Annotated in this window: 16 protein-coding genes; 13 read left to right on the top strand and 3 right to left on the bottom strand. The window is 64.8% G+C overall.

Annotated elements, in window-relative coordinates; all coding sequences use genetic code 11:
• The 13 genes from BES08_RS05150 to BES08_RS05090 all read left to right on the top strand — a co-directional run bounded on the left by BES08_RS05150 (window position 1) and on the right by BES08_RS05090 (window position 18401).
• The gene (locus tag BES08_RS05150) at window positions 1-1566 is read left to right on the top strand and encodes an acyl-CoA ligase (AMP-forming), exosortase A system-associated (RefSeq protein ID WP_008829429.1); all 1566 of its coding nucleotides are present in this window, start codon (window positions 1-3) and stop codon (window positions 1564-1566) included.
• Window positions 1563-2789: a pyridoxal-dependent decarboxylase, exosortase A system-associated gene (locus BES08_RS05145; protein ID WP_008829430.1), complete on the top strand. Its 1227-nt coding sequence runs from the start codon at window positions 1563-1565 to the stop codon at window positions 2787-2789. Before BES08_RS05150 ends, BES08_RS05145 begins: the two co-directional genes overlap by 4 nt.
• Before the next feature lie 176 nt (window positions 2790-2965).
• The gene (locus BES08_RS05140; protein ID WP_008829431.1) at window positions 2966-3610 is read left to right on the top strand and encodes an XrtA/PEP-CTERM system exopolysaccharide export protein; all 645 of its coding nucleotides are present in this window, start codon (window positions 2966-2968) and stop codon (window positions 3608-3610) included.
• A gap of 1 nt (window position 3611) precedes the next feature.
• Complete coding sequence (locus tag BES08_RS05135; RefSeq protein ID WP_008829432.1) at window positions 3612-5135, top strand: XrtA system polysaccharide chain length determinant; 1524 nt, start codon at window positions 3612-3614, stop codon at window positions 5133-5135.
• A gap of 10 nt (window positions 5136-5145) precedes the next feature.
• Window positions 5146-6141 (top strand): P-loop NTPase family protein, encoded by a 996-nt coding sequence (locus BES08_RS05130; RefSeq protein WP_008829433.1) that lies wholly within the window; start codon window positions 5146-5148, stop codon window positions 6139-6141.
• A gap of 5 nt (window positions 6142-6146) precedes the next feature.
• Window positions 6147-7889 (top strand): preprotein translocase subunit YajC, encoded by a 1743-nt coding sequence (locus BES08_RS05125; protein WP_231958176.1) that lies wholly within the window; start codon window positions 6147-6149, stop codon window positions 7887-7889.
• Window positions 7890-7902: 13 nt separating this feature from the next.
• On the top strand, window positions 7903-9222 hold the full coding sequence (locus tag BES08_RS05120) for an XrtA/PEP-CTERM system-associated ATPase (protein WP_008829435.1): 1320 nt from the start codon (window positions 7903-7905) through the stop codon (window positions 9220-9222).
• 15 nt (window positions 9223-9237) lie between these two features.
• Window positions 9238-10110 carry an XrtA system polysaccharide deacetylase gene (locus BES08_RS05115; protein WP_008829436.1) on the top strand — a complete coding sequence of 291 codons (873 nt, stop codon included), beginning with the start codon at window positions 9238-9240 and terminating at the stop codon, window positions 10108-10110.
• A complete protein-coding gene (locus BES08_RS05110; RefSeq protein WP_008829437.1) occupies window positions 10107-11183 on the top strand; it encodes a FemAB family XrtA/PEP-CTERM system-associated protein in 1077 nt (358 codons plus the stop codon). The genes BES08_RS05115 and BES08_RS05110 overlap by 4 nt, the downstream gene beginning before the upstream one ends.
• Complete coding sequence (locus BES08_RS05105; protein WP_069707746.1) at window positions 11183-12409, top strand: TIGR03087 family PEP-CTERM/XrtA system glycosyltransferase; 1227 nt, start codon at window positions 11183-11185, stop codon at window positions 12407-12409. Before BES08_RS05110 ends, BES08_RS05105 begins: the two co-directional genes overlap by 1 nt.
• Complete coding sequence (gene xrtA / locus BES08_RS05100) at window positions 12399-13964, top strand: exosortase A (protein WP_069707745.1); 1566 nt, start codon at window positions 12399-12401, stop codon at window positions 13962-13964. Before BES08_RS05105 ends, xrtA begins: the two co-directional genes overlap by 11 nt.
• Before the next feature lie 11 nt (window positions 13965-13975).
• Window positions 13976-15871 carry an XrtA/PEP-CTERM system amidotransferase gene (locus BES08_RS05095; protein WP_008830862.1) on the top strand — a complete coding sequence of 632 codons (1896 nt, stop codon included), beginning with the start codon at window positions 13976-13978 and terminating at the stop codon, window positions 15869-15871.
• 226 nt (window positions 15872-16097) lie between these two features.
• Window positions 16098-18401: an EAL domain-containing protein gene (locus BES08_RS05090; protein WP_069707744.1), complete on the top strand. Its 2304-nt coding sequence runs from the start codon at window positions 16098-16100 to the stop codon at window positions 18399-18401.
• A 395-nt stretch (window positions 18402-18796) separates the two neighbouring features.
• Here the strand turns inward: BES08_RS05090 and zapE are convergent, their stop codons facing one another.
• Genes zapE through BES08_RS05075 form a run of 3 tightly spaced genes read right to left on the bottom strand, consistent with a single transcriptional unit; the run spans window position 18797 to window position 21182 of the window.
• A complete protein-coding gene (gene zapE / locus BES08_RS05085; protein ID WP_008832645.1) occupies window positions 18797-19912 on the bottom strand; it encodes a cell division protein ZapE in 1116 nt (371 codons plus the stop codon).
• Window positions 19909-20370, bottom strand: a complete 462-nt coding sequence (locus tag BES08_RS05080) for a PaaI family thioesterase (RefSeq protein WP_008832646.1) — start codon at window positions 20368-20370, stop codon at window positions 19909-19911. Before BES08_RS05080 ends, zapE begins: the two co-directional genes overlap by 4 nt.
• Window positions 20371-20399: 29 nt before the next feature.
• Complete coding sequence (locus tag BES08_RS05075; protein ID WP_008832647.1) at window positions 20400-21182, bottom strand: succinate dehydrogenase iron-sulfur subunit; 783 nt, start codon at window positions 21180-21182, stop codon at window positions 20400-20402.
• Between the last annotated feature and the right edge of the window lie 442 nt (window positions 21183-21624).

Genomic DNA, 21624 nt, shown 5'->3' with positions numbered 1-21624 from the left:
ATGTCCGGCCCACCCATGCTCGGCGAAACGCCTTACAGCGCCGAAAATCCGGTCTTGCCGCTCGACCACCTCGTGCTGAGAGGCGCCGATGCGGATGATGCGCTGGTGCTGCGCGAAGGCGTTCTTAGCTGGAAGGACTTAAGAACGCGTGTCTCCCGTCTGGCCGCCTGGCTGGCCCGCGAAGTCCCCGAGCGGGGCGCGCGGGTGGCGACGTGGGCGACGAAGGGCGAACTCACGTGCCTGATGCCTCTGGCGGCGGCACGGGCGGGACTGGTGCATGTGCCGGTCAATCCGCTGCTCAAGCACGCTCAGGTCGCGCATATCCTGTCGGACAGCGGCGCTGTGCTGCTGATCGCAACGCCGGCCCGGCTCAAGACGCTGGAGGCTGGCGACGTGCCGGCCGATTGCCGGGAACTGGGCGAGGCGGACGCGCTGGCGGTGGCTGCCGAACTGGCCGGCGAGATGCTTCCCTCACAGGCCGATCCCGACGATCTGGCGGCGATTCTCTACACCAGCGGGTCCACGGGGCGCCCCAAGGGCGTCATGCTCAGCCATGCGAACATGTGGCTCGGTGCAGAGAGCGTCGCCTATTATCTCGGCATGGTGCGGGACGACCGGACGCTGGCAGTTCTGCCGCTGTCGTTCGACTACGGGCAGAACCAGCTGCTTTCGACATGGTACGCCGGTGGCTGCGTGGTGCCGCTCGACTACCTGATGCCGCGCGATCTGGTGAAGGCGGTAGAGCGCCACGCGATCACCACGCTGGCCGCGGTCCCGCCCTTGTGGGTGCAGGTCACGGAGATGGAATGGCCGCCCGAGACGGCGGCGCGTCTGCGACGGCTGACCAACAGCGGCGGCGCATTGACCGTCGATCTCGTTCGCCGGTTGCGGGCGCTGTTCCCTCAGGCGCGGCTCTTCCCGATGTATGGGCTGACGGAAGCGTTTCGATCGACTTACCTCGATCCCGATCTCGTCGACACGCACCCGACATCGATGGGCAAGGCCATTCCTCACGCAGAGATACTCATTATCAATGAGTTGGGTGACGTTTCTCAGGATGGAGAAGAAGGCGAGCTGGTCCACTGCGGACCTTTGGTGGCGCAAGGCTACTGGCGGGATCCCGTCCGTACGGCCGAGCGCTACAAGCCTGCTCCTGCCGCGTCGCGTTATGGCGGAATCGCCGTCTGGTCAGGCGACCGGGCGAAGCGCGAGGCTGACGGCCTGCTCTACTTCGTCGGGCGCCGCGACGCGATGATCAAGAGCGCGGGCAATCGCATCTCCCCTCAGGAAGTCGAGGAAGCTGCACTTGCGACCGGTCTAGTGGCCGAGGCGGTTGCGCTGGGCCTTCCGGATGAACGTCTGGGGCAGACGGTGCACCTCGTCGTGCGGGCATCGGCCGGATCTTCAGATGCAATTGAAGAACTACCCCGTAAACTCATGCAGGAACTGCCAAATTTCATGCAACCAAAAGTGATCCATTGGCGTGATTCGATGCCGACCGGTCCCAATGGCAAGCTCGATCGAACGGGGCTGGCTGCCGAGATCGCCCGGGAAACAGCGGCATGAAGGCGCTTGGACCGATCCCGGCCGGCTATGGCGGCATTGATGGTATCCTTGCCGTCGGTGGTCGGCCTGTTACGCATTGGGCCGAAGAGGCTGGGGCCACACCGCTGTTTCTCTACGATGCCGACTTGATCCGTCGGCGCGTGACGCAGCTGCGGTCCGCAATCCCGGATCGGGTGGCGCTGCACTATGCAGTGAAGGCCAATCCCTTTCCCCCGCTTCTGGCGCTCATGGCGGGGCTGGTCGACGGCTTTGACATCGCATCCGGCGGTGAACTCGAGATCGTCCGCGATGCGGGCCTGCCCTTGCGCGAGGTCAGCTTCGCCGGGCCGGGTAAGCGCGATGCCGAACTGGAAGCCGCGATTCGCAGCGGCGTGACGCTCAATCTGGAATCCGAGGGTGAAGCGGCCCGCGCCTTTGCCATCGGTGACAGGCTGGGCATCGTCCCGCGCCTTGCTATTCGCGTGAACCCGGATTTCGACCTGAAGGGATCGGGGATGAAGATGGGCGGCGGCGCCAAGCCTTTCGGGGTCGATGCCGAACGGGTTCCGGCTCTGGTGCGCGAAGTCGTTGCCAGCGGCGCCGAATGGCGCGGCTTCCATATTTTCGCAGGCAGCCAGGCGCTCGATGCCGAGGCGATCGCCGAGACGCAGGGACAGGCGCTGGAACTTGCCGCACGACTGGCCGAGGAGAGCAAGACGGTGTTGCCGCATTGCAATCTGGGTGGTGGGCTGGGGATTCCCTATTTCCCGGGAGACACGCCGCTAGACCTTCCGCTTCTTGGCGAACGGCTTGCCGCCAGGCTCGAAGGTCTGCCGGACGTGCTGCGCGGTGCGCAGTTCTGCATCGAACTGGGGCGTTATCTGGTCGGCGAGGCGGGCGTCTACATTGCGCGCATCGTCGATCGCAAGATCAGCCACGGCGAAGTCTTTCTCGTCACCGATGGCGGGTTGCATCACCAGCTTGCGGCTTCCGGCAACTTCGGAACCGTGGTGCGGCGCAATTATCCTTCGGCGATCGCCACTCGTTTCGGCGCCGAGGTGGAGGAAGAAGCCTCCATCGTCGGATGCCTCTGCACGCCGCTGGACAAGCTGGCCGACAAAGGCGGCTTTCCCCGCGCCGACGTTGGCGACCTGATCGCCGTGTTCTGCGCCGGAGCTTACGGTGCCAGCGCCAGCCCCGCGAGCTTCCTCGGGCAAGGTCCGGCAAAGGAAATGCTGGTCTGACCTTGCGTTAACTTGCGTCATGCCCCCGTCCCGATTTGGGACCTGCGCGGAATTAGCCTTGCAAGGCTAACGCAATATTCACCGTTTGCATTGATATCCGAGGGTGAATTTTGCCGGACCTGACCCCGCGCGCCTGGCGTGCGAAGGCCAGACGGTCGCAAAGACGAGGATTGTTCATGCCGCATCTCCCAGCCCGACTTCTGGCCGCTACCGCGCTTGCCAGCGTCGCCCTGACCGGATGTGCGGGGTCCGGCGGCCCGGCTCGGGAACTGCCGCCTGCGTCCTTTGTGGCGATGCAGGAAGGGCCGGGCGAGGAATACGTCATTGGCCCGCTTGATCAGCTGACCGTCTTTGTTTGGCGCAATCCGGAACTTGGCGCGAAAGTGCAGGTCCGTCCTGACGGGCGCATCACCACGCCGCTGATCACCGACATGCCCGCCGTGGGCAAGACGCCCTCGATGCTGGCCGAAGATCTGCGGCTGCAGCTCTCGCAATATATTGAGGACCCGCTGGTTTCGGTCATCGTCGATGGGTTCTCTGGCACCTTCAGCCAGCAGATCCGCATCGTCGGCGCGACCGAGAAGCCTGCGTCGATCCCGTATCGAGCGAACATGACCGTGCTCGACGCGATGATCGCGGTGGGGGGCCTCTCCGAATATGCCTCGGGCAATAGCGCGCGCCTGATCCGGTTCGACAAGACGGCGGGCAAGCAGCAGGAATACAAGCTGCGGCTCGGCGACCTGCTCAAGAAGGGCGACAGCAAGGCCAACGTCATGCTGTCTCCCGGTGACGTGATCATCATCCCGGAAAGCATGTTCTAAGATGGATTCGCTCTACGAAGAACTGCTCGCCGGGCTGCACAGCATCTGGCATCGCCGCTGGATCGCGCTGGCTGTGGCCTGGGCGGTCTGCCTTGCGGGCTGGCTGGTCGTGGCACTGATCCCGAACAGCTACGAATCGCACGCGCGCATCTTCATCCAGCTGGATGATGCGTTGGCCGAGCAGGTCGGCATTGGCGTGGCCGACAAGAAGCGTGATATCGAGCGTATTCGTCAGACCCTGACCAGCGCCGTGAATCTCGAGAAGGTCGTGCGCGCCACGCGCCTCGGCGACACCATCGAGAACCCCAAGGCGATGGAAGCGGCGGTCCTCAAGCTGGGCAAGAACGTCAAGGTGGTGAGCCAGGAGGACAACCTCTTCGAGATCACCGCGACCGCCAACGACAGCTCCTTCTCCGATGCCGAGAACGCCAAGCTGGCGCAGAGCGTCGCGCAGAAGCTGATCGATATCTTTCGTGAGGAAAACCTCTCCGGCAATCGCGGCGACATGGTCGAGACGCTGGAGTTCGTGAACCAGCAGCTGCGCGCGCGTGAGCGTGAGCTGGAATCGGCCGAGAGCAAGCGCACCGCCTTCGAGGCGCAGCACCCGGAAATGGCGCTTGGCGGCGCCGCCGTGGCGCAGCGTCTGGAGAGCGCGCGTTCGACGCTGCGCGATATCGATGCCGACCTTTCGGCGGCGCAGAGCGCTTCGGCAGCGATCGACGGGCAGCTTGCGGGCACGCCGCGCACGATCGCGGGTGGTGCGGCCGATGGCGGGGCGCAGTCCTCGCTGGCGCGCGCACAGGCCGATCTCGCGGCGATGCGGGCACGCGGGCTCACCGAGAATCACCCCGACGTGATCGCGGCCAAGAACCAGGTTGCGGCCTTGCGCGCTCCGGCGGCGCAGGAAGCGGCTAGCGGCGGCGGCACGATCAATCCGGCCTATTCCTCGCTCCAGTCGATTCGCGCCGAACGGCAGGCGAGCGTCCAGGCGCTGCAGTCGCGCAAGGCCGCGACGCAGTCCGACATCGCCTCGCTGACCGCGTCCGCGATCTCCGATCCCGAACTTGCTACTCAGGCCCAGCGTATCAACCGCGATTACGACGTGCTTCGCCAGCAGTACGACAAGCTCCTGCAGGACCGCGAGGAACTGCGCTTGCGCGGCGAAGTGAAGACCGAGCGCGAAGCGGTGAAGTTCCAGGTCGTCGATCCGCCGACGAGCCCGCGTACGCCCGTCGCGCCGAATCGTCCGGTCTTGCTGCTGGGCGTGCTGATCGTGGGCTTCGCGGGTGGATGCGCCGGCGCCTTTGCCTTGAGCCGGGTGCGTTCGGTCTTCGCCACCACTGCGGGGCTGGAGAAGGCGACCGGCCTGCCGGTGCTGGGCGCGATCTCGCACAGCCTGACCGATCGTGCACGGGCGCTGAGGGCCAAGCGTCTCAAGTATTTCTATGCCGGGACCGCCGCGCTTTGCGGACTGTTCGTGGTGCTGCTCGCCGCCGAGTTCATCCAGCGCGGCATGGTGGCGTGAGGGGACTGACATGACCGATCATCGCAAGATCCCCGTACCTGACCAGCCCGATGAACCCGAAGGCGAATCGCTGTTCGAGCGGGCCAACGGCCGGTTCGACTTCAACACGCTGATCGCGAAGCCGGTGGCGTTTCCGGAGCGGCCTGCAAGGCGCGCGCCCGCAAGGCCGGAGCCAGCGCCCGTTCCCGCACGTCCCGTGCCTGAAGCGGCGGCTCCCGCGGCTGCGCCTCAGCCCGCCGCAGAACCGGCGCCTGAGCCCGCACGCTTCAGCGATACCGTGCATCCCGTCGATCGTGAGCACTTGCGCGAGCAGGGCCTGATCGTGCCCGAAGGCGCGGTCACCGAGCTTCTGGAGGAGTTTCGCATCGTCAAGCGCCAGCTGCTGGTTCAGGCTGCAGACCTGCGCCGCCAGAAGGCGGGGCCGATGGCACAGCGCGTGCTGATCTCCTCGCCGCATCCGGGCGAGGGCAAGACTTACTGCGCACTCAACCTCGCGCTGTCGATCGCGGCGGAGAAGGAGAGCGAGGTCCTGCTCGTCGATGCCGACTTCGCCAAACCTTCGATCCTTTCCGCGCTCGGCCTTCCGGGCGGTCCGGGGCTGATGGACGCGCTGATGGACGAGACGATCGACGTTGCCGACTGCGTGCTCGGCACCGACATTCCCGGGCTCTGGGTGCTTCCCGCCGGAGATACGACGGCGCACGACAGCGAATACCTGTCCAGTTCACGCACTGCCCGAATCCTCGACCGGCTGACGCAGGGTGCGGCCAACCGGATGGTGATCTTCGATTCGCCTCCGGCGCTGGCGGCTTCGCCTGCGGCCGAACTTGCCAAGTATGTCGGCCAGACCGTCGTGATCGCGCGCGCGGACAAGACCGGGCGAGGGTCGCTCGACGATGCGATCTCGCTGCTGGGCGCATGCCCGAACGTGCAATTGCTGCTCAACGCGGCCCAGTTCAGCCCGAGCGGTCGCCGCTTCGGCTCCTACTACGGATACAAGGGATGAGCCGCATGAAGCAGGCATCAGGCATGGTGGCGCTGGCGGTGATCGTTCTTGCGCTACCGGCAGCCGGCCATGCCCAATCGACCGGCTATGGCGGCGGCATGAGCGGAGGCATGGGGAGTTCCGGTGCCGGGATGGGCGGCGACAGCGCATCCGACACAGCTTCCGGCAAGTCCGACCGCGCTTCGCGGCGCGGTGCCAAAGGCCAGGGCGGTAAACGCATCGACATCGCGCCTTACATCGAAGTCGACCAGATCGTCACTGCCGAGCTTTCGCCCGGTAGCGACGTGCTGACCTACACCCAGGTCGCGGTCGGCGTGGACGCCTCGATCCAGGGCCGCAACAATGGGGCTTCGGCCTCGGTGCGCTATCAGCGCCAGTTCGGCTGGGGCAAGAAGGCGGGCGACGGCGACGCTATCAGCGGCGTCGTGCGCGGCTACACCACCATCGTTCCGGGCGTGACGGTCGAAGCGGGCGCGCTGGCCTCGCAGGTCAACGTCGAGAACGGCGGTTCCGCGCTCGCCGCCGGGCCGCTGTCGGGCAACGGCAAGTCGACGGTCTACTCTGTCTACGGAGGCCCTTCGGTAACCAAGCGGATCGGCGATCTCGATGTGGGCGCCAATTACCGGGCCGGTTTCACCAAGGTCGAGCAGTCCAACGCCGCGCGCAATCTCCAGACCGGCGCAGCGGCCGATGTCTTCGACAAGAGCGTCGTCCAGTCGGCCGACGTGCAGGCGGGCTTCGCCCCCGGCACCGTACTGCCGGTGGGCGTGGGCGTCGGCGGCAGCTTCTATCAGGAGGATATCTCCAACCTCGACCAGCGTGCCCGCGACATGCAGGCCCGCGCGATGGTCACCGTGCCGGTCAGCCGCACCGTGCAGGTGGTCGGCGCGATCGGCTATGAGGACGTGGAGATTTCCAGCCGCGATGCCGTGCGCGATGCAAACGGCCTGCCGGTGCTGGGCTCCGATGGCCGCTACGTGACCGACAAGTCCTCCCCGCGCGTAATGGCCTACGACGTCAGCGGCCTCATCTGGGACGCCGCCGTCATGTGGCGCCCGAGCCGCCGAACCTCGCTGTCGGCCCATATCGGCCGCCGCTACGGCTCGACCAGCTTCGGCGGCACGCTAGCCTATGCGCCGAGCGACCGTGCCCAGTTCAACGTCGCGGTCTACGACAACGTCTCGGGCTTCGGCGGGCAGGTCAACCGCGCGCTCGACCAGTTGCCGGATGACTTCGAGGTCGTGCGTGATCCCGTCACCGGCGAATTGCGCGGCTGCGTCGCCTCGCTGGAAGGCGGCAGCTGCCTGTCCGGCGTGCTCGGCTCGCTGCGTTCGTCCACTTTCCGGGCGCGCGGCGTGACGGCGAGCTACTCGATGAAGTTCGGCCGCATGCGTGCAGGTCTCGGTGCCGGATACGACCGCCGCAAGTACATTGCCGCGCGCAACACCGTCCTCGCCTCCGCAAACGGCGTGCTGGACGAGAACTGGTGGCTGGCGGCCTATGTCGGCGGCGATCTTGGCCGTGACGCGGGCTGGTCGGCCAACGTCTACGCCAACTGGATCAGCAGCAACGATCCGCTGACCGGCGACGTTGCCGGCTACGGTGCTTCGGCCAGCTACTACAAGATGTTCGCGCCGCGCCTGCGTGGTACGCTCGCTGTCGGCATCGACGGGGCGAAGTACGATACCCCCTCCATCGACGACCTGTGGACCGCCTCGGCGCTCGCGGGTCTGCGCTATACCTTCTGAGGAGAGAAACCCGATGTTCGACGACTTCTACGGGCTCGACGCCAGGCCTTTCCAGCTCACCCCCGACCCCGCGTTCTATTTCGAGAGCAGCACGCACAGGAAGGCGCTGTCCTACCTCGGCTACGGCCTTGCCCAGGGCGAGGGCTTCGTGGTCATCACCGGCGAGGTCGGCGCGGGCAAGTCCACACTCGTCGCCTACCTGATGGCGACTATCGATCCGGCGCGCATGACGGCCGCCAACGTGGTGACCAGCGCGCTCGACGGCGAGGAGATCGTCCACGTCGTCGCGCAGTCGTTCGGGCTGCCGGTCATGGGGCATGACAAGGCATCCGCGCTCGGCACGCTGGAAGCGTTCTTCCACGACGAGGCGCGTGCAGGACGCCGCTGCCTGCTGATCGTCGACGAGGCGCAGAACCTTTCGGTCAGCGCGCTGGAAGAGCTGCGCATGCTCTCCAACTTCCAGCTCGGCTCGCACCCGCTGCTGCAGACGCTGCTGCTCGGCCAGCCCGAGTTCCGCGAGACCTTGCTCGAGAGCAACCAGCTCGAACAGCTGCGTCAGCGCGTTATCGCGACGCACCATCTCGGCCCGATGCACGTGCGCGAGGTCCAGCCTTACGTCGAGCACCGCCTCGGCTGCGTCGGCTGGAAGGGTAACCCGAGCTTCGATCCGGCGCTGTTCCCGGCGATCCACGAGGCGACCGGCGGTATTCCGCGCCGCATCAACCAGATCGTCAACCGTTTGCTCCTGCTGGGTGCGGTGGACCGCCGAGAGCACCTCGACGCCGCGATGCTCGAGCAGGTGCTCGACGAGATGAACGACGACGGCGCGCTGGCAGTGGTCACGAAGGTCGCGGAGCCCGAGGTTGCCGCTGCGCAACCGGAGGAAGCCGCAGCTTTCGCAAGTGCGCCGGTGCAGGCGATCGATACCTCCGTTGTCATGGCGCTGATCGAGTCGGCACTAGCCGATCGCGAGGCGCTGGATACGGAAGGCGCGATCGCGCTCATCGAGGCGGCGCTCGCTCATCGCGACATGCTCGACACCGCCGGCGCCAATGCGCTGATCGAGGCTGCCATGGCCGGGCGCGACACGCAGATTGGTGAGTTGCACTCGGCGATCGCACAACTCACCGCTGCTGCCGAAGAGCGCGAAGCCTCGGCACGGCAGGCGCAGGGCGAGCAGTTCGGGGCGCTTGAGCAGCAACTGGCGGATGCCATCGCCCGCTCGGACAAGCTCGAGGCGCGCCTCGGCGAGACCGAGCGCACGCTGCGTCACACGCTGACCATGCTGATCGAGTGGATCGAGAGCGGCGACGGCCAGCGCAACGTCGCCTGAGGGAGTTTCTACCCCATGTCGGTGCCGATCAACGGCCTTTCGGTCGATGTCGAGGACTGGTTCCAGGTCGGCGCCTTCGAGAAGGTGATCGACCGGGAGAACTGGAACTCGCTGGCCACGCGCGTCGAGCGTAACTGCGACGAAATCCTGCGGCTTTTCTCGGATGCAGGGGTGAAGGGCACGTTCTTCACCCTCGGCTGGGTGGCGGAAAGGAATCCCGCCTTGATGCGGCGGATCGCCGAAGAAGGCCACGAGGTCGCCAGCCACGGCTGGGATCACGAGCGCGTGTTCCGTCTCGGCAGGGAGGCCTTCGCCGCCGACATCGACCGTGCCCGCAAGGTGATCGAGGACGCCTCGGGCCAGGCGGTCAAAGGCTACCGCGCGCCCAGCTTCTCGATCGATGCCCGTACGCCCTGGGCCTTCGAGGTGCTGGCGGAGCAGGGCTATGTGTATAGCTCCAGCGTGGCTCCGATCGCGCATGACCATTATGGCTGGCGGGAGGCTCCGCGCTTTGCCTTCCGGCCGATCGCCGATGCGGAACTGATCGAGATCCCGGTCACGACCGCGCGGTTCGCCGGGCGGCGGCTGGCGGCTGGCGGCGGCGGCTTCTTTCGGGTGCTTCCTTACGGGTTCTCGCGCTGGGCGATCCGGCAGGTGAACCGCGATGATCGGCGCCCAGCGGTGTTCTACTTCCACCCGTGGGAGATCGATCCCGGCCAGCCCCGCGTCGAAGGGGCGCCGCTGCGCTCGCGTTTCCGGCACTACACGAACCTGTCGGTGATGGCCGACAAGCTGGAGCGACTGGTCGGCGAATTCCGCTGGGGCCGCATGGACGAACTCGCCGCGCGTGAAGCCTTGCGCGCCGAACCGCTGGCCTTCGCGGCATGAACGCGCCCTTCGTGCCACTGACAGCGCAAGTCCGCCTCGTCGATCTGACCGACCCGGGCGAGGTCTCGCGCCTTGAAGGCTTCGTGGCGCGCCATCCGCAGGGGACGCCGTTCCATCGCCCCGCATGGTTCGTCTCGGTGGCAAAGGCGACCGGCAACCGCGCGCTGGCGCTCGTGCAGGAGAAGGGGGGCGAGATCGTCGCTTTCCTGCCGCTCGATGCCATTCATTCGCCGGTATTCGGCCGACTGCTGGCCTCGACCGGGTTCGCGGTCGGCGGCGGGCTGCTGGCGACCGGGGGCGCCGATACCACCGCCGTATTCGCCGCCGTTGAGGAACTGGCACTGCGCCTCACCTGCCCGACGATCGAACTTCGCGGCGGGGTACTTCCTCCGGCGGGCGAAGGCTGGGCACTCAAGACCCGTTCACACGCCAACTTCGCCCGCCCGCTCGCGGCCGACGACGAAGCGCAACTGCTGGACATTCCGCGCAAGCAGCGCGCCGAAGTGCGCCGCTCGCTGGGCATGGACCTGACGATCGAGGTCGGCACTGCGGAAGCGGATCGCGCCGCGCATTACACGGTCTTCTGTGAGAGCTATCGCAATCTCGGCACCCCGGTCTTTCCCCGCGCGCTGCTGGATGCGGTGGTCAACGGTTTCGGTGACGATGCGGACATTCTGACCGTGCGCCATCAGGGCGTGCCGGTAGCGAGCGTCATCAGCGTCTATCATCAGGGCGCCGTCATGCCGTATTGGGGCGGCGGCACCTGGGACGCCCGGCGCCTTCGGGCCAACGACCGGATGTATTTCGAACTCATGCTCCACGCCCGGCGGCGCGGCTGCACGGTGTTCGACTTCGGCCGCTCCAAGACGGAGAGCGGCGCCTATCATTTCAAGCGCAACTGGGGCTTCGAGCCCGAGCCGCTGACGTATGCGACCTGGACCGCCCCGGGCAGCGCCAGGCGCGATGCGGACCCGACGAGCGGCAAGCTCTCGCTCCAGATCAAGCTGTGGCAGCGCCTGCCTCTGGCAGTGGCCAATCGCCTCGGCCCGCTGATTGCACGCGGTATCGGCTGATGGGCGAAATCCTGTTCCTGGCGCACCGCATCCCGTTTCCGCCGGATCGCGGTGACAAGATCCGTTCCCACCACGTGCTCAAGGCGCTAGCCGCACTGGCTCCCGTGCATGTCGCGACGTTCTGTGACGATGAGCAGGACCGTGCGTTCGAGCCCGATCTCGCCGACCTCGCCACCAGCTATCGACTGGTCGAGCGCTCCAAGCCGCTGCCCGTCGCCGGTGTACAGGCTCTGGCGAGCGGCCGCCCGCTCAGTCTCACCGCGTTTTACGACAAGGACCTCGAAACCTACGTGCGCGATCTGCTTGCCGAGCGTGACATCGACACCGTCTACGTGTTTTCCGGACAGATGGCGCAGTATGTGCCCGGCGATTTTCGGGGCCGTGTCGTGGCCGATCTTGTGGACGTCGATTCTGCCAAGTTCGAAGCCTACGCCGCGAAAGGACGCGGTATTCGCGCATGGATGGAGCGCCGGGAGGGGCGCCTGTTGCGGCGCGAGGAAGCGCGGATCTGCGCGGGGGCGTCAGTCACCCTGCTGATCAGCGACGCCGAAGTCGGGCTCCTGCGCTCGCGGCTGGCCAGTGAGCAGGGCCGCGTGCGGGCGATGGGCAACGGCCTCGACGCTGCATATTTCGACCCGTTTGCGGTCGCTCCGGAGCCGCGCATGGCAGCGAAGGGTGCTCCGCGTATCGTCTTCACCGGACAGATGGATTACGCGCCGAACATCGAGGCGGCCACCCGCGCCATCGATCGCGTCCTGCCGCTCGTGCGCAGGACGTGTCCCGATGCCACGCTCCATATCGTCGGCCGCAATCCGCCGGCAGCTTTACAGGCCCGTTCCGGACAGGATGGCGTCGAGGTGTGGGGCAGGGTGGATGACATTCGCCCCTGGCTCGCCGCCGCCGACGTCGCTCTGGTGCCACTGGAAATTGCGCGGGGGGTTCAGAACAAGGTGCTGGAAGCGATGGCGATGGGGCTGCCCGTGGTGCTCTCTCCTGGCGCCGCGACGGGTATCGATGCGATCGACGGCCGGGATTTCGCGATACGTGACGGCGATGCCGCGATGGCGCAGGCGGTCCTCGACCTTGCTCGCGCGCCGGAAGCGGCCAAGCTGATGGGGGCGGCTGCCCGCACGTGGATCGTCGCCAACGCCAGCTGGGAGGCCGCACTGGCGCGGCTGCCCGAATATCTCGGCACCATGGGCGAGGCGCTTACCGATGTCGCTTGATGTTGCCTCGACGTCCCTTGCCGGTCCCGCCCGCGCATGGCGCGCGCTTTCGCCGCAGTGGCGTGGCGGGATCATCCGCCTTGGCGCGGCGTGGCTGGTGCTGCTGTTCGCCTTCCTCGGCGACTGGGGCGCGATGGCGCGTCAGTGGTGGGATATCTCCACGTACAATCACGTCCTGCTGATCCCGGCGATTCTGGGCTGGCTGGTCTGGCAGCGCTGGCCGCAGCTGGAACGCCTGACGCCTACCGCGTGGTGGCCGGGGCTCATCCTGCTGGCGGGGGCAGCCTTCCTGTGGCTGCTGGGCGCGATGTCGGGACTGGACCTTGCCCGGCAGGCAGGTGTCGTCGCCATGTTGGGCGCCTGCGTTCCCCTGATCCTGGGTGTCAGGGTCACTGCGGCGCTGATCTTCCCGCTGGGCTATCTGGTGTTCCTGGTCCCGATCGGCGAGGAACTGGTCAACGTCCTGCAGACGATCACTGCCGAAATCACCATCGCGCTCACCCATCTCAGCGGCATTCCGGCCCGGATCGACGGCGTTTTCATCGATACGCCCGCAGGATTGTTCGAGGTAGCCGAAGCCTGTTCGGGCGTGAAGTTCCTCATCGCGATGGTCGCTTTCGGTGTGCTGGCCGCCAATGTCTGCTTCCTCAGCTGGCGGCGTCGAACCGTGATGCTGCTGGCCTGCGTGGCCGTGCCGATCCTCGCCAACGGGATCCGGGCATGGGGTACGATCTATGCCGCGCAGATTTTCGGCATAGAGGCTGCGGCGGGCTTCGACCATATCGTTTACGGCTGGTTCTTCTTCGCGATCGTGCTGGCGCTGGTGATCGCCTGCGCCTGGCGTTTCTTCGACCGCCCTCTGGATGGTCCGGCGATCGACCTTGCGGCTATTGAAAACGCCGGGTGGCTGGCGGGTCTGGAACGTTTCGCCATTTCCGGAACGGTGGCGGTGATCGGCTTCGCGCTGGTGCTGATCGCGGCGCGGTGCTGGGCTCTCGCAGCCGATACGCTGGCTGCTCCTGTCCCGGCGCGCATTGACTTGCCTGCGGTCGAGGGATGGGCGCGGGTGGATTATACCCCAACGATCTGGTGGGAACCGCGCGCGCAGGGCGCCGATCACCGCCTGCTCGGCCGTTATCGGGACGGTCGGGGGCATCAGGTCGATGTCTTCGTCGCCCTCTACGCCAGCCAGGGAGAGGGACGGGAGGCAGGCGGCTTCGGTCAGGGCGCGCTTGTTCCAGCCAGCGCATGGGCATGGCAGTCGCCGGCACCGTCGGTCGAAGCTGGCAAGGGCGAGCGCCTCCTCGGCAACGGCAGGATCGAGAGGATCGCCGTGACCTGGTATCGTCAGGGCGAACTATTGAGCGGCAGCAATGCACGGCTCAAGCTGGCGGTGATTGTTGACCATCTCCTGTTCCGGGCGGAACCGACGACGATGCTCATCCTCTCCGCCGAAGATACGCCGCCCGGCCGAGCCGAGCAGTCGATCACCGCCTTCCGCGCATCCACGGGGTCACTCGCGCGCTGGATGGACGGTATCGCTCAGGTCAGGTAGGGCCAGGGACGATGTGCGGGATTGCCGGAATCTATCACCTGGAAACGCCCAAGCCGGTCGATCGCGCCCGGGTCGAGGCCATGTGCGACGCCATCGCGCATCGCGGCCCGGACGGGCAGGGGGTATGGACCGCGCCGGGCGTCGCCCTGGGGCACCGCCGCCTTTCGATCATCGACCTCGCAGGATCGCCGCAGCCGATGGCATCCCCAGATGGCCGCGCGATGCTCGTCTTCAACGGCGAGATCTACAACTACCGCGAACTGCGGCATGAGTTGAAGGCAGCGGGAGAGCATTTCCGCACCGATGGCGACAGCGAGGTCATTCTGGCAGCCTGGCGGCGCTGGGGACCGGGCTGCGTTACGCGGCTGCTGGGCATGTTCGCCTTCGCCATCTACGACCTCGACGCGCGCACTCTGTTCCTCGCCCGCGACAGGCTGGGCGTGAAGCCGCTCTATTACGCGCAGTTGAGCGACGGGAGCCTGGCTTTCGGTTCGGAACTCAAGGCACTCACCGCCCACCCGCTGCTGCGGCGCGAGATCGATCCGCTGGCGGTCGAAGACTATCTGACCTGGGGCTATGTCCCTGACGATCGGGCCATCCTCAAGGGCGTCTGCAAGCTGGCGGCGGGGCATTCGTTGCTGCTGCGTCATGGCGCTCCGTTGCCGCGCCCTGTTCAGTGGTGGGACGTCTCCTTCGCAGAGCGGCGCAAGGGCAAGCCCGCCGACCTCGAAGCCGAACTGGTGCACCTCATGCGCCAGGCGGTGTCGTCCCGTATGGTCGCAGATGTGCCTCTTGGCGCGTTTCTGTCGGGCGGTGTGGATAGTTCCAGCGTCGTCGCGTTCATGGCGGAGGCAAGCGGCAGTCCGGTACGGACCTGCTCGATCGGCTTCGACGTCGCCGGGCTGGACGAGAGTGCGTACGCAACGAAGATCGCCCGGCAGTTCGGCACGAACCATGCCTCGCGGATCGTCTCGCCTGACGATTTCGCTGCGATCGACCAGCTTGCAGGCATGTTCGACGAACCTTTCGCCGACGCCTCTGCCCTGCCGACCTGGCGAGTATGCCAATTGGCGCGCGAATCGGTCACGGTGGCGCTCTCCGGCGATGGCGCGGATGAAGCGCTTGGCGGTTACCGGCGCCACGTGTTCCAGGCCGGGGAAGACAAAGTGCGTGCGTTGCTGCCGCAATCCCTGCGTGGTCCGGTCTTCGGAGCGCTCGGAAGGGCCTACCCTAAGGCGGACTGGGCTCCGCGCCCGCTGCGGGCGAAGTCGACGCTGCTCTCGCTGGCGGGAGATTCCGCGCAAGGCTATGCGCGCTCGATGGCCGTCCTGCCGCCGGAGCTGCGCGATCGCCTCTATTCCGACGATTTCCGCCGCCTGCGCGGTGATTACCGCGCCGAGGATCCGTTGCTGGCCCTGATGCGAGACGCTCCGGCGCGTTCGGGCCTCGACCGTGCGCAATATGCCGACCTCAAGGTCTGGCTTCCGGGAGATATCCTCACCAAGGTCGACCGCACCAGCATGTCGGTAAGCCTTGAGGCGCGCGAGCCGCTGCTCGACCATCGCCTGATCGAATTCGCCGCCAGTCTGCCCGAGCGGATGCGTGTTCAGGGCGGGCAGGGCAAATGGCTGATGAAGCGGGCGATGCGCCGCTACTTGCCCGATGACGTGCTCTATCGTCCCAAGCAGGGCTTCGTGACGCCGATCGCGCAATGGTTTCGTGGGCCGCTTGCAGGCGCGGCGCGCGAGATCGCAGGCGGGGCAGCCCTGGCGCGAACCGGCTGGTTCGACCAGCGCCGCCTGCTGGGCCTCGTCGATGCGCATGTTGCGGGAACTTCGGACAATTCCCGAGTGCTTTGGCAGATGCTCATGCTTGACAAGGCGTTTACCTCGCTGGGTGTCAATTAATCCGGGCATCAACCGGGCTTTGCGGGCGGATTTAGCGATCCGGCCCGCTCGAACCATTAACTACACGGTTTCTTAGTACCTTTGCGTTAGCTCATGCCTACCAAAGCCTCTTTTGCAGGGCATGAATGAACAGAATCGGTCGCCATCACCGGTATTCAGAGCGGACGCTTTCCGCGCTGGTGGCTTGTGCCCGATACATCCTCACGATGCGGGCAGGGGGAAGACCATGACCGGCATCTGGGGGCAACTTCGCGGTTTCTGGAAAAGACCTCGCGTCCGGATCGTGTTCTGGGCGGCGCTGACCGGCCTGGCCATGGGCATCAGTGGCCTCGGTCTGCCGCTCGAGGACTACCTGCGCAACGTGCGCTGGATGTCCCGCACCCAGCCCGCAAGCGGCGCTATCACCATCGTCCTTCAGGACTCGCAGACGCTCATCCAACTCGGCGCCAACGATATCACGCATGGCAATGACGCTGACACGATCAACCAGTTGTTTGCTGCGGGTGCGAAGCGCGTCTTCTTTGATCGTTCGTTTTCGATGCCGGGTAATCCCATCGATGATGCCAAGTTCGTCGCGGCGCTGAAGGCTCATCATGGCAAAGTTGTGTTGGGCGCTGCAGTGGACAGCAACGGCCAGATGGGCAACTTCGCGGGGAAAATCCCGCTTCAGGCTTACCGCGACCATGCTGGTATGGCATCGGTTCTCGTTCGCCATCGACCACTCAATCAGAACGTTCAGCTTCCGTATGCTTCCGGAAGCCCCGCTGGTAAAATTCCGTCCCTCTCGGCGGCGATCGCTGGCATCGATGGTAAGACAGACGAATTGTTTTTCCCAGACTTCTCGATTGCGGTCAGTTCCTATCCTACGCTGAGCTACATCGATGTAATGCGAGGACGATTTGACCGTTCGCTTGTTCGCGGCAAGGATATCCTGGTCGTCCCAGCTGCAGTAACTTTTAACGATATCCATTCCATTCCTGGGCAGGATATCAATGCCCCAGGCGGCTATTTCCATGCGATCGGCGCTGACACGCTGAAGCTCGGCATTCCCCGTGAGTATGGCTGGTTCCCTGCTTACCTGCTGGTGCTCGTCGTCATCGCATCGGGTCTTGGCCGAGGCCGGGTGCTCGACATCTATCGATTTACGGGGCTGGTCGCGGTGGTGGGCGCCGTTCCGTTCCTGCTCGATTACGTTAACGTGCAAGTGGAAGTCATCCCGGCCTTCTCCGTGGCGCTGGTCGCCGTCATCCGCATGCGCAATCTCGACAGGGTCGAGGAGGCGGGCGAAACGAACACTGGTTCCGGCCTGCCCAGCGTTCAGGCCCTGCGCAATTCTCCTGATCTGTCCACGCGTGTTCTCGTCGCCCTGAAGATTCGGAACTACGGCGGAATTATCGGGAGCTTTGCGGAGCACGTCGAAGCGCAGCTTGCCAAGGAAATCGTTCGTCGCATTCGTATCAGTGACGAAAGCGTGTTGATCTATCACGAAGGCGGAATGTTCGTCTGGCTGTCTTCGATCCGCAGCACGTTCGACTTGTTCGAGAATCTCGAAGGCCTGCACCGGATCGTCCAGAACGGCATCCAGGTCGGCGGTATCGACATCGACTTGTCGTTCAACTGCGGCATCGACTCCGAGTTCGATCGTCCGCTCTCGGGCCGCGTCGCCAGCGCCATGCAGGCCGCGGAAGAGGCGGTGCGCAACGACGAGTTGGTTTATCAGCACGATGCCCGCAAGCACGAGGCTCAGTGGGAAATCTCCCTGCTGACGTCGCTCGACCGGGCCATCGATAATGGGGAGGTCTGGGTCGCCTATCAGCCCAAGCTCGATCTGCGATCAAACCGGATCAGCGGAGCGGAAGCGCTCGTTCGCTGGACGCACCCCGAACGAGGACCGATCAGCCCGGACAAGTTCATCCGGATTGCTGAGGAATTCCATCGGATCGAGCGCATCACCCGCTTTGTCATCAATGACGCGGTGCGAGTGGCTGTCGAACTGGAGCGTCACGGCTACGAGATGACGATGTCGGTGAATATCTCTGCTCAGCTTCTTCGCAATCCGGGACTGCCGGGAATGATTGCGGAGATTCTCGCCGCGCATGGTCTGTCACCCAACCGTCTGATCCTTGAGATCACGGAGACGGATCGCCTGGACCGCAGTTCCAAGACGTTCCAGATGCTGCAGCGTCTAGTCCAGTCCGGCCTTCGCCTGTCGATCGACGATTTTGGCACCGGCAACGCCACGATCGATTATCTGCGCTATCTGCCCGCCAGCGAGGTCAAGATCGACAAGACCTTCGTATCCTTGATGGAAAGCAACAAGGAAGATCTGCTTCTGGTGCAGTCGATCATCGAGATGGCTCATTCGCTCGACCGTGTCGTCGTGGCTGAAGGGGTCGAGACGGCCAAGGTTCTGGAGATGCTGACCGGGCTGCACTGTGACCTCGTTCAGGGGTATCACGTAAGCCGTCCTGTCCCATTCCGGGATTTCCTAGACTTCGTGTCCGGCAGGAGGGCACGACTGATTGGTTAAAAATTCCTTGATGCATCGTTAACTAACTACTATCCGTGAGGGCGGCCGCAGCGATGCGGTCGTTCACATGGGGAATGACGATGAACAAGGACATCTGGGGCGGTGGTTGGTGGGGCGGCGGTCTCTAATAGAGGCTTCTGCTGCACTAGTTTGGGTTGATTAATCCGAACCACTGCAAAAAACGAAGCGCTTTCCAGAAGAACTCCTGTCTTTTGGAAAGCGCTTTTTCTTTGTCTATTGTTTGTGTTTGTTTGTAATTTCTCGCGATGGGTGATTTTAACCCATTTAAGCGCCGCAATTCATCGGTTCTGAAAAGCTCTCGTCTTAAATTGACGATAGCGGCTCCGGGCAGGGGCACTGTAAATCGCTTCCCGATTCGGGACTCGTTAACGAGGTTAGCCTTCGCCGTGGCCCAGCGCGAGATAATCGGCACTCTGCATTTCATTGAGACGGCTGATCGTGCGGTCGAATTCGAAGCGACCGGTCCCGGATTCGTACAGCTCTTCTGGAGTAGCGTCGGCAGCCGCGATCAGCTTCACCTTGTTCTCGTAGAGAGCGTCGATAAGCGTCACGAAGCGCGCTGCCTCGTTGCGACGGTCCGGACCCATCTTCGGAATGCCGACGAGGATCACCGTGTGATAGGCACGCGCGATGGCGAGATAGTCGGCCGCGCCGCGGGCCTCGCCGCAAAGGCGTTTGAAGCTGAAGACTCCCACGCCCTTGAGGCTCTTGGGCACGTGAAGCATTCTTCCGCCGCCGACGTCGATGTCAGTGGAGGGCACATGTTCGCTATCTTCCGGCGGATAATCAGTGAGGCGGTAGAACGCTTCGCGCGCGGCTTCGGTGGCCGGTTCGCCCAGCGGGTGGTGCCAGGTCGCCATGCCGCCGAGGCGCTGCATGCGATAGTCGGTCGGACCGTTGAGCGTGAGCACGTCGAGCTCCTGTTCGATCAGTCCGATGAACGGCAGGAAATGCTCGCGGTTCAACCCATCCTTGTAGAGTTCGGAAGGAGCGCGGTTGGAGGTGGTCACGATGGTGACCCCCTCGTTCGTGATCAGGTGCGTGAACAACCGGCTCATGATCATCGCGTCGGCCGAGTTGTTGACGACCATCTCGTCGAAGGCGAGGCAGCGGACGTTGCGGGCAATAGCTGCGGCGACCGGTGGGATCGGGTCGCCGGTTTCCTTCTTGCGCTCGTCGCGCAGGAGCGCGTGGACTTCCAGCATGAAGGCGTGGAAGTGCACGCGGCGCTTGCCGGGAATGTCGAGCGTCTGGACGAACAGGTCCATCAGCATCGACTTGCCGCGCCCGACACCGCCCCACATGTAGACGCCGCGCGGCGCTGCAGCCTTCTTGCCCAGCAGTTTGCCGAACAGGCCGGTCGAGGACGACGACTTGTAGAATTCGCGCTGGAGGCGGTTCAGTCGCTCGGCGGCCGCTGCCTGTTCCGGATCGGAGCGCAGTTCGCCGGTCGCGACAAGCGCCTCGTAGCGTTCGAGCATCGCGCTCATTTGGACGCACTCGGCTTGCGGAGGGTGCCCATGAAGCTGGCGACGAGATGGTCGCCCTGCTCGACCGTGCCGCGCACGAAGACGAGACGGCGGGTTTCCTTCATGATCTCGGCCACGATGTCGAGCGGCTCGCCGATGCGGCCGGCACCGATGAACTGGTTGCTGAGTTCGAGCGTGACCGCACCGACGGCATCCTCGCCGAGTACGACGAACATTGTCGCGAACATGCCCACATCGATCAGGGCGAGGGTGACGCCGCCATGGACGGCGTCGAGGACGTTACTGTGCTGCAGGCCCGCTTCGACGAGACGAAGGCGAGCGCCGCGCTCACCCTCGCGGCGGACGATCATGCGACCAAGGCCCTGCGAATTGAACCGCGAGCCCTCGTTCAGCTTCCACGTGGACCACCCCGGAAATTCCGGGTCGGGCTCATGGATGAATACACCGTCCTGCGCCACGGGAAGTTACCGGTCTAAAGCCCGAAGGCTCAGACCTGCCGCTCGGCCTGCATCTTCTTGATTTCGGCGATGGCGCGCGCGGGCGAGAGGCCCTTGGGGCACACGTTCGCGCAGTTCATGATGGTGTGGCAGCGGTAGAGGCGGAAGGGATCTTCCAGCTCGTCAAGGCGCTCGCCGGTCATCTCGTCGCGGCTGTCGGCCAGCCAGCGGTAGGCCTGCAGCAGGATCGCCGGGCCGAGGAACTTGTCGGAGTTCCACCAGTAGCTCGGGCACGAGGTCGAGCAGCACGCGCACAGGATGCACTCGTAGAGGCCGTCCAGCTTCTCGCGCTGTTCGGGGCTCTGCAGGCGCTCCTTGCCCGACGGGGTGGTCGAGACGGTCTGCAGCCAGGGACGGATCGAGGCGTACTGCGCGTAGAAGTGCGTGAAATCGGGAACCAGGTCCTTGATCACGTCCATGTGCGGCAGCGGGGTGATGCGGATGTCACCCTTCAGGTCTTCGATCGCGGTGGTGCAGGCGAGGCCGTTCTTGCCGTTCATGTTCATCGCGCACGAACCGCAGATGCCTTCGCGGCACGAACGGCGGAACGTCAGCGAGGGGTCGATCTCGTTCTTGATCTTGATGATCGCGTCGAGGACCATCGGGCCGCACGCATCGAGGTCGATCTCGAACTGATCGTAGCGCGGGTTCTCGCCCGAGTCCGGGTCGTAGCGGTAGACGGTGAACTTCTTGACCTTGGTGGCGCCCTCAGCCTTGTGCACGTTGCCGCGCTTGCTGATCTTGCTGTTCGCCGGGAGGGTGAAGGTCGCCATGGTAGAATCCCCGTGATCTTGCAGTGCGGCATGAACCGCTTTGTGGTCCCCCTCTAGCGATTCGTCCGCGTAGGGCAAGAGGTGACTATGGTGAGGTGAGGGGTGGGATATCCGGAAATGCACCAATATCGGCGCTGCAGCGGGCCTTGCGGGCGCATGGCGCGCAAGGGCAGTTGCGAAAGTCGCGGGCGTCGAGGTTTACACGGTTTACACGGTCCAGGGAGAAAAGGTGTCACCTTCCACCGCCGGTGTGGCCCCGTTTCACGCAAATCCGCCATTCTTGCGCCGAGATGTGTAACCTTGTGTGTCACCTTAGGGCTTCGATGTGTCACCTTAGGTGTCACTTTACGATCCCGGGGTGTCACCTTGCAGGCCGGGCCTGTCACCTTGTGACGAAAGCCGCCAGCCGGAAAACGGTCCTTCGGACCGAAAAACAAAAGAG

Source organism: Novosphingobium resinovorum, assembly GCF_001742225.1.
GTDB classification, from domain to species: Bacteria; Pseudomonadota; Alphaproteobacteria; order Sphingomonadales; family Sphingomonadaceae; genus Novosphingobium; species Novosphingobium resinovorum_A.
Note: the sequence above shows the minus strand (reverse complement) of the source record. Positions and strands in the feature narration are given on the sequence as shown.